This window comes from Aquabacterium sp. (assembly GCF_036273115.1).
GTDB lineage: Bacteria > Pseudomonadota > Gammaproteobacteria > Burkholderiales > Burkholderiaceae_C > Aquabacterium.
This window is the reverse complement of record NZ_DASUIN010000008.1, coordinates 1-7,783: the sequence shown is the minus strand read 5'-3', so window position 1 is coordinate 7,783 and position 7,783 is coordinate 1. Positions and strand designations below refer to the sequence as shown.

Annotated in this window: 9 protein-coding genes and 1 pseudogene; 8 read left to right on the top strand and 2 right to left on the bottom strand. The window is 58.6% G+C overall.

Translation table 11 applies throughout. The features are described 5' to 3' along the window. Positions 1-100 (bottom strand): annotated as a pseudogene (locus VFW72_RS03630) (serine/threonine protein kinase); the annotation flags it as partial. A gap of 29 nt (positions 101-129) precedes the next feature. Between VFW72_RS03630 and VFW72_RS03625 the strand changes: the two are divergent. The 4 genes from VFW72_RS03625 to VFW72_RS03610 all read left to right on the top strand — a co-directional run bounded on the left by VFW72_RS03625 (position 130) and on the right by VFW72_RS03610 (position 4,329). After that, positions 130-1,068 carry a YicC/YloC family endoribonuclease gene (locus VFW72_RS03625; RefSeq protein ID WP_329672906.1) on the top strand — a complete coding sequence of 313 codons (939 nt, stop codon included), beginning with the start codon at positions 130-132 and terminating at the stop codon, positions 1,066-1,068. 38 nt (positions 1,069-1,106) lie between these two features. Next, positions 1,107-1,727, top strand: coding sequence for a guanylate kinase (gmk, locus tag VFW72_RS03620; RefSeq protein WP_329672907.1), 621 nt, complete (start codon positions 1,107-1,109; stop codon positions 1,725-1,727). A gap of 54 nt (positions 1,728-1,781) precedes the next feature. Next, on the top strand, positions 1,782-1,985 hold the full coding sequence (gene rpoZ / locus VFW72_RS03615) for a DNA-directed RNA polymerase subunit omega (protein ID WP_058088068.1): 204 nt from the start codon (positions 1,782-1,784) through the stop codon (positions 1,983-1,985). 136 nt (positions 1,986-2,121) lie between these two features. Next, entirely contained in the window at positions 2,122-4,329 is a 2,208-nt protein-coding gene (locus tag VFW72_RS03610; protein WP_329672905.1) for a bifunctional (p)ppGpp synthetase/guanosine-3',5'-bis(diphosphate) 3'-pyrophosphohydrolase, read from the top strand. A gap of 48 nt (positions 4,330-4,377) precedes the next feature. Here the strand turns inward: VFW72_RS03610 and greB are convergent, their stop codons facing one another. Beyond that, complete coding sequence (gene greB / locus VFW72_RS03605; protein WP_329672904.1) at positions 4,378-4,944, bottom strand: transcription elongation factor GreB; 567 nt, start codon at positions 4,942-4,944, stop codon at positions 4,378-4,380. Positions 4,945-5,095: 151 nt separating this feature from the next. Between greB and VFW72_RS03600 the strand changes: the two genes are divergently transcribed. The 4 genes from VFW72_RS03600 to VFW72_RS03585 form a co-directional block, all read left to right on the top strand. Next, complete coding sequence (locus tag VFW72_RS03600; RefSeq protein ID WP_329672903.1) at positions 5,096-5,779, top strand: excisionase family DNA-binding protein; 684 nt, start codon at positions 5,096-5,098, stop codon at positions 5,777-5,779. Positions 5,780-5,803: 24 nt separating this feature from the next. Then, the gene (locus VFW72_RS03595; protein WP_329672902.1) at positions 5,804-6,199 is read left to right on the top strand and encodes a response regulator transcription factor; all 396 of its coding nucleotides are present in this window, start codon (positions 5,804-5,806) and stop codon (positions 6,197-6,199) included. A 78-nt stretch (positions 6,200-6,277) separates the two neighbouring features. Continuing rightward, on the top strand, positions 6,278-7,276 hold the full coding sequence (locus VFW72_RS03590) for an AraC family transcriptional regulator (protein WP_329672901.1): 999 nt from the start codon (positions 6,278-6,280) through the stop codon (positions 7,274-7,276). Positions 7,277-7,597: 321 nt separating this feature from the next. Further along, a partial coding sequence (locus tag VFW72_RS03585) for a DUF6160 family protein (RefSeq protein ID WP_329672900.1) occupies positions 7,598-7,783 on the top strand: 186 nt, incomplete at its 3' end.

Genomic DNA, 7,783 nt, shown 5'->3' with positions numbered 1-7,783 from the left:
GGTAAACCACGCCAAAACCACCGGCTGCAAGCTTCTTGACGACCTGATAACCACCCACAACTGTGCCCGGAGGCAACGGGGCTGGCTTCGGCTTTGACATAATCGAGTTTTGTCTGGTGTCAAGTAACCATGTCAGTCTACAGTATGACCGGCTTTGCCAGTGCGGTTGCGTCGGTTCCCGACCACTTCGGTGAAAACACTGAGGATTCCGACTCATCCGCGGCGTCGCGCCGAGGCGCCAGTGGTGCCGTCGGGGCGGAAATTCGTTCCGTGAACAGCCGCTTTCTGGATCTGAGCTTCAAGGTTTCGGACGAATTCCGTTCCTTGGAGCCCGTTTTGCGTGAACTGCTTACCCAGTCGTTCAAGCGCGGCAAGATCGAGTTGCGCCTGCAACCCCAGCGCGCCAGCGATTCGGCCTGGCCTCAACCCCAGACCGATCAACTGCACACATTGGCTCGTTTGGAAGGGACAGTGCAAAACTGGCTGCCCAAGGCCGCGCCCCTGTCGGTTAACGAGGTACTGAACTGGTGTCGCGCCGCAGCGCCCGCCGCCAAGCTCGACGACGTGGCGGTCGAAGCCACCCGTCAAGCCATCGAGGCCTTGATTGAAGCCCGCAAACGTGAAGGCAAGCGCCTGGTGGGCATTCTCAATGAACGCATTGAAGGTCTGCGAGCCTTGGCTGAGCAAGCGGCCCCCTTGGTGCCTCAGGCCGTTCAGCGTCAGCAAGAGCGCTTCATTCAGAAGTTCCAGGAGGCCATGTCCGCAGCTGGTGGCTCGGTGACGGCCGAGGCCGCTCAAGAGCGGGCGTTGTCGGAGGCGGCTGCCTACGCCCTGCGCATCGACGTCGACGAAGAAGTGCAACGCTTGAAGGCACACCTTGATGAAATCAGCCGGTTGCTGAAAAAGGGTGGTGAGTGCGGCAAGCGTCTGGATTTCCTGATTCAGGAACTGCATCGGGAGGCCAACACCCTCGGGTCGAAGGCCGCTGCGCTGGAGCTCACGCAAATTTCGGTCGAGATGAAGGTGCTGATCGAGCAGATGCGCGAGCAGGTTCAGAACATCGAATGAAAGCCGATAACGTGTCTAATCAACCCATGGTGGCAGATATGGATTACCCCGGTAATTTGTTCGTCGTTTCGGCGCCCAGTGGCACAGGCAAGTCCAGCCTGGTCAAAGCGTTGCTGGAATTGGACTCGCGCCTGCAGGTGTCGGTGTCTCACACCACCCGCAAGCCGCGTGGGCAGGAGCAGCACGGCCGCGAGTATTGGTTCACCTCGAAAGAAGACTTCCAGGCCATGATCGATCGTGGCGACTTTTTCGAGCACGCTGAAGTGCACGGCAATCATTACGGCACCTCGCGCCATGCCATCGAAGACCGCATCAAGCATGGCGAAGACGTGGTGTTGGAAATCGACTGGCAGGGTGCGCTGCAAATCAAGAAGATCTTTCCCAACGCGATCCTGATCTTCATCTTGCCGCCCAGCTATGAAGAGCTGCTGCAGCGCCTGAACCGCCGTGGCGAAGATTCCGCCGAAGTGATCGAGTTGCGCATGGCCAACGCCAAGATCGAAGTGGAGCAAGCGCAATACTTCGATTTCGTGGTGATCAATGCCCTGTTCGAATCAGCTTTATTCGATTTAAAAGCCATTGTTCACTCACAGCGGTTAAAATACTCTGCTCAGCGCCGGAACAAGTCCACCGTGTTTCGTGCTTTGAATTTGGTCTAAGTCATTGATTTGATTTGACTTTTTGAACCTTTTTGCTCTTGTTGGAGACCAGCTATGGCCCGCATCACCGTTGAAGATTGCCTGCAAAAGATCCCGAACCGCTTCCAATTGGTGTTGGCTGCCACCTACCGTGCTCGCATGTTGAGCCAAGGTCACACCCCCAAGATCGAATCGCGCAACAAGCCCAGCGTGACCGCTCTGCGTGAAATCGCCGCCGGTCAGGTTGGCCTGGAAATGCTGCGCAAGGTTCCGACCTGATCGCGGTTTTCCCCGCCAATCTTCCAGAGCGGCCCGCTTCGTGCGGGCCGTTCTTATTTCTGTTCCTATTTGATCGATTGTTTTTCCGTTGATCTTGTGTGCTTCAGGCGGCGGCGATCCGCGCTAAAGTAATTCCATGACCCAGGCTACCGACGCTGCGGCTGCATCCTTTGCCGCGCTGACACACAAACTTGATTACCTCGACGAGGCCGACATCCGCCGCGTTCGCGAGGCCTATCGTTTCGCCGACGAAGCCCATCTGGGCCAGTTTCGAGCCAGCGGCGAGCCCTACATCACGCACCCGATCGCGGTGGCAGGCCTGTGTGCTGACTGGAAACTCGATGCCCAGGCCATCATGGCAGCGCTCATGCACGACGCCATGGAAGACTGTGGTGTCACCAAGCTTGAGTTGATTGAGCGTTTTGGCGCACCCACCGCTGAAATCGTCGACGGCTTGACCAAACTCGACAAGCTGCACTTCTCCACCAAAGAGGAGTCTCAGGCCGAGTCATTCCGCAAGATGCTGCTGGCCATGGCGCGCGATGTGCGCGTCATTCTGATCAAGCTGGCTGATCGACTGCACAACATGCGCACCATGGATGCCATGGCGCCGCCCAAGCGCGCCCGCATCGCGCGCGAAACGCTCGATATCTACGTCCCCATTGCGCACCGGTTGGGTTTGAATCAGACCTATCGCGAGCTGCAGGAGTTGTCGTTTCAGTACATCAACCCCTGGCGTCACGCGGTGTTGTCGAAGGCGGTCAAACGTACACGAGGCAACCGTCGGGATCTTGTGGATCGCATTCGCCGTGAGGTTGAGCAGGCCTTTTCAGAAGCCGGCATGGTGGTGGAGGTCTACGGTCGCGAAAAGACCATTTTTTCGATTTATCACAAGATGATCGAAAAGAACCTGACCTTTGCGCAGGTCAGTGACATCTTCGGCTTCCGCATCGTGGCCCGTGAGTTGCTCGACTGTTATCGGGCTCTGGGTGTTTTGCACCAGCTCTACAAGCCGCTGCCAGGCCGTTTCAAAGACTACATCGCCATTCCGAAAGCCAATGGCTACCAGTCTTTGCACACCACCCTGGTCAACCCGGTGGGTACTGCGGTCGAGTTTCAGATTCGTTCCCAGGCCATGCACGCTGTGGCAGAGAAGGGCATCGCGGCGCACTGGATGTACAAGACCGCTGAGGGGGCCGATCCCGATGCCTCGCCTCAACAAGCTGCTGTGTGGCTGCAGTCCCTGATCGACATTCAGCACGAAACCCGCGATTCAGCAGAGTTCCTGGAGCACCTGAAGATCGACCTGTTCCCTGAGTCGGTTTACGTGTTCACGCCGAAGTCGCGCATTCTGGCGCTGCCCAGAGGGGCTACGCCGGTCGACTTTGCCTACGCCATTCACAGTGACGTGGGCGACCGATGCGTGGCTGCGAAGATCAATGGCGAAGCCGCGGCCCTGCGCACCGAATTGCGCAGTGGCGACGTGGTCGAAGTCATCACCGCCCCCAGTGCTCGCCCCAATCCGGCCTGGCTGAACTTTGTTCGAACTGGCCGAGCCCGTTCCAAGATTCGCCATTACCTCAAGAACATGGAGGCCGAGGAGTCGCTGGAGTTGGGCGAGAAGCTGCTCAGTCAGGCCCTTCGCGCCGAAGGCTTGACCATGCCGCCGGGCGACGAGGAAAGCGAAGGCGACATCGGCGCCTTGTGGCAGGCCCTGATTCGCTGGGGCGGCAACCGCACCAAGCACGATTTGCTCATCGACATCGGTTTGGGCCGCAAGATTGGCACCATGGTGGCCAAGCGTTTGGCTCAGTTCATGGCCGAATCAGGTGAACGCCCTGACGCCTTGACCTTGACCTTGGGTCGCTTTGCCAACCTGGAGTCACCTGCTCACGGCACCGTGGTGATCGACGGCTCGGAAGGGGCCACGGTTCAACTGGCCACCTGTTGCTGCCCGGTGCCGGGTGACCCCATTGCCGGGTACCTTGGGCGTGGTGAAGGCCTGGTGGTTCACACCCAGACCTGTGGCGTCGGCAAGCGCCTCTTTGAGCGCGACAGCGAGCGCTGGATTGATGTCGCCTGGGCGGAAGAGCCCACTCGTCAGTTTGAAACCGTGTTGGCGGTGTTGGTGGCCAACGGCAAGGGTGTATTGGCGCAGGTGGCGTCCAGCATCAGCAGTGCTGAAACCGACATCACCCACATTGAAATGGGCAACGAGCGCTTGGGCGAAACCGCTGAACTGCGTCTGACCGTGGCTGTGCGAGACACCGATCACCTCAGCGATGTCATTCGCACACTCAAGCGCTGCCCGGTGGTGCTCAAGGTCGAGCGCGTCTGCCCTTGATTTGAGCATGGCCAGCGGGAGAGGCAAGGCTGCCTGCTCCCGGTCGATTCAATGTTGCGTCGGGCGTGGTGGGTAGCTCACTTTGATGATTTCCAAGCGCTCCAGTCCCCCTGGGGTCATGAGTTGCACCTCATCCCCCTCGCGTGACTTCAGCAGCGCACGGGCAATCGGAGAAACCCAACTCACTTCCCCTTTGAGGTTGTCGGTCTCATCAATGCCTTTGATCGTGATCGTCTTCTCGTCGCCTTGTAGATTGCAGTAGGTCACCGTGGCGCCGAAGAACACTTGGTCGTTGCCATGGTGCAGTGACGGATCGGCAATTTCAGCAATATCCAGGCGCTTGGTCAGAAAGCGAATTCGGCGGTCGATCTCGCGCAAGCGCTTCTTGCCATACAGATAGTCGCCGTTTTCCGAGCGGTCGCCATTCGAGGCGGCCCAGGACACGATGTCCACGATTTTGGGTCGCTCGATGTCAATCAGATTGAGCAATTCAGTCCGAAGGCGGTGGTAGCCCTCGGGGGTGATGTAGTTCTTGGTGCCGGCCGGCAGCGGAGGGAGCGACAGGTCGTCTTCGTCGTCTCCCGAGTCCGATTCTCTGGTGAAAGCTTTGCTCATGACGTTCGATTGTGCGCAATGCGCGAATTGTTCACGACGGAAACAGGGCTATGAGCCCTTCAGTTGACACAAAAAGCTCCGAATTCGCAAAAATGAAATGCAGAAACCAATCTTCCGTGCATGCCATTGCGACTCTGCTTGGAGGCCAGTCATGTCACAAGTGATTCCATTGGGGCCCGCCGCCCGCATGTTGACAACCCGAGAGGCCGCCACGCGGCTCGGGGTGTCTCTTCGTACCGTCCAATTGTGGGTTGAGGCCGATATTTTGCCTGCCGCGCGCACGCCTGGCGGACACAGACGCATTCCCTACAATGCGGTTGAGGCCTTGGCCCTGAGCACGGGCTTGGGCGGAGATACGCCGCCGAGCAAAGCGGCCATTTTGCGCAAGGGGCGCCTGGCTACCCACGCAGATGACATGGAGCGCGTCGAGGAGCCGCCCAGAGGTCGCGCTCTGGGCATTTTGCTGGTGGCAGACGATCAGCACTGGCAGGAGCAGTGCGCTGCGGCCTTGTCGGTCTATGGACCTGCAGTTGAACTTCGAACCGCAGAGACGGGCTACCTGGCGCTTTTGCAGATTGGTCAGAAGGCCCCTGATGTGGTCATCACCCACCTGGAGCTACCCGGCCTGGACGGCATTGCCATGCTGCGGACCTTGGAGCGCTGCGAGTCGTTGACCAATCTACGTGTGTTGGTCTTGACGGATTTGACCGACAGTGAGCTCATGCGCAAGGGCGGTTTACCCAGTTGCGCCGAAGTCGTCCGGCAACCGGTGTCGGCGGAGGCAATTGCCCTGCGAGTTGGCAGGTTTCTAGTAGGGCAGCGCGCCTCACGTTGAGGATTGCGGAGAGAATCTCCCACCATGCGCCCAACCAAGATCCTCGTTGTTGAAGACCAACCGGAAATCCGTCATTTGATCCGTGTCACCCTGGCATGCGGAGACTATGAGGTCTACGAGGCTGAGGATGGTCCGACCGGGCTGAACCAGGTTCGCGCACTCATGCCTGACCTGGTCTTGCTGGACGTGATGATGCCCGGCGGTTTGTCCGGGTTTGAGGTGTGTGAACAAATCAAGGCCGATGCTGCATTGGCTGACGTCAAGGTCATGATGCTCACCGCCCTGGGCGCAGTCGGAGACGTCGATCATGCTCGCGACTCCGGTGCCGACGCCTACTGGGTCAAGCCTTTCAGTCCGGCTGAACTGCTCGACCAGATCGAGGCATTGCTGCCCCCGCGCATGCTGACCCGATCGCAGTGACGGTCGTGTAACATCCCGCGTCGGATGCCGGGCACCTCAGGGTGCTGGCGTGGTCCATCCTCATACGGCGCGAGGTGTATGAAGTCGTTTACGCTTTCCAAAGTCCCAGGGTTCCTGACCGTGCGTGCCGTGCTGGCCCAGCGCGGCGTAGACGCTGATGCACTGTTGCACCGATCCGGGTTCGACCTCTCGGTTGCGCGTCACCACGACCTGACCTATCTGTGCGACTTGTTCTCCAAAGTGTGGTCACAGGCAGTCAAGGAAACCGGCGACACCAGCATTGGCCTGACCAAGCCACTTCATCCGTTCCAGTCCTTTGGACTGGTGGCTCACCTGCTGATTTCCCAGCCTGATCTTCTGTCCGCCATGTCGGCTTTGGCTCGTGTCTCGGGGATGTTGTCGCCTACTTTTTCCATGGGGCTGCATCGAGAAAGCGGCATGTGCACGCTGACGGTCACGGCGCTGGCTGGAAAGCTGCCGGTGCCCATGCAGCGGTATGACGCTGTCATGACGACCTTGTTGGAAGGGGCTCGCTGGTTAACCGGGCGAGAGATTCACCCTAGAACCCTATTTCACCCCCACCCCACACCTGATAACCCTCAGCGTTGGGAGCAGGCTTTCGGTTGTCGAGTCGCGTTTGGTGCATCGTCATTTCGCGCGGTGTTTGATGACAAAGATCTGGCTCACCCCATACCCACCGCAGATGCCAGCATGGCTGCCTTGTGTGAGCGCATGTCTAACCAGTCTGCGCAGGAACAAACCGGGCACTTCACTGCCAAAGTGCGCCAGGTCCTGAGCAAGAACTTGGCGAAGGGCGATCCCCGCAGGGAGCATGTGGCCGAAGTCTTGTGCCTCAGCGAGCGGACCCTTCAACGTCGATTGAGCGAAGAGGGGACCAACTTCGCCGAGTTGGTGGATAAATTGCGCCAGGAGTTGGCTGAACGACTGCTGACGCAAGGGCATCTCAGCACCACAGAAATTGCCTTTGAGTTGGGCTTTTCTGACCCCAGCAATTTCTACAGAGCTTGCAAGCGCTGGTTTGGACACTCGCCTAGCACCATGCGGCCCGGACTGTGAGCCCTGAGCAAGAACGAACCCCGCTACAGCAATGCAGCGGGGTTTGTCTTTGTGTAGGTGAATTTTGTGATGTAAAAACTGGAAACATCGGTGTCGAGTGAGGGTGTGTGGGTTGACACGGATGGGGTAAGGCATTAAGGGTTGTCATCACCCGGCATTTGGGTGGCGTTTCAGGCCAAAGGCTTGGCCTGCAAAGCCAATAAAAGTGGGGGCGAATGCGTGAAGATTCACTCACGCCGAGACGACACGGACCCGCCAACAAGAAAGGCCCGGTTGGATCAGGCGAGACAAGCAAACACGTTTCAATTATCTGGAGTTCACATGTTCAAGATTTCCGCTGTTGCGCTGGCCCTGTCCGCCGTTGCTTTCTCGGCTTCCGCCATGACCTCGATCGAAGACGCTGACCTGAGCCAAGTGACTGGCCAAGACGGCGTGACCATCGGTGGTGACCTGAACATCAACATCGGCGCCTTCACCTGGACCGACACCGACACCAACGGCGGTTCC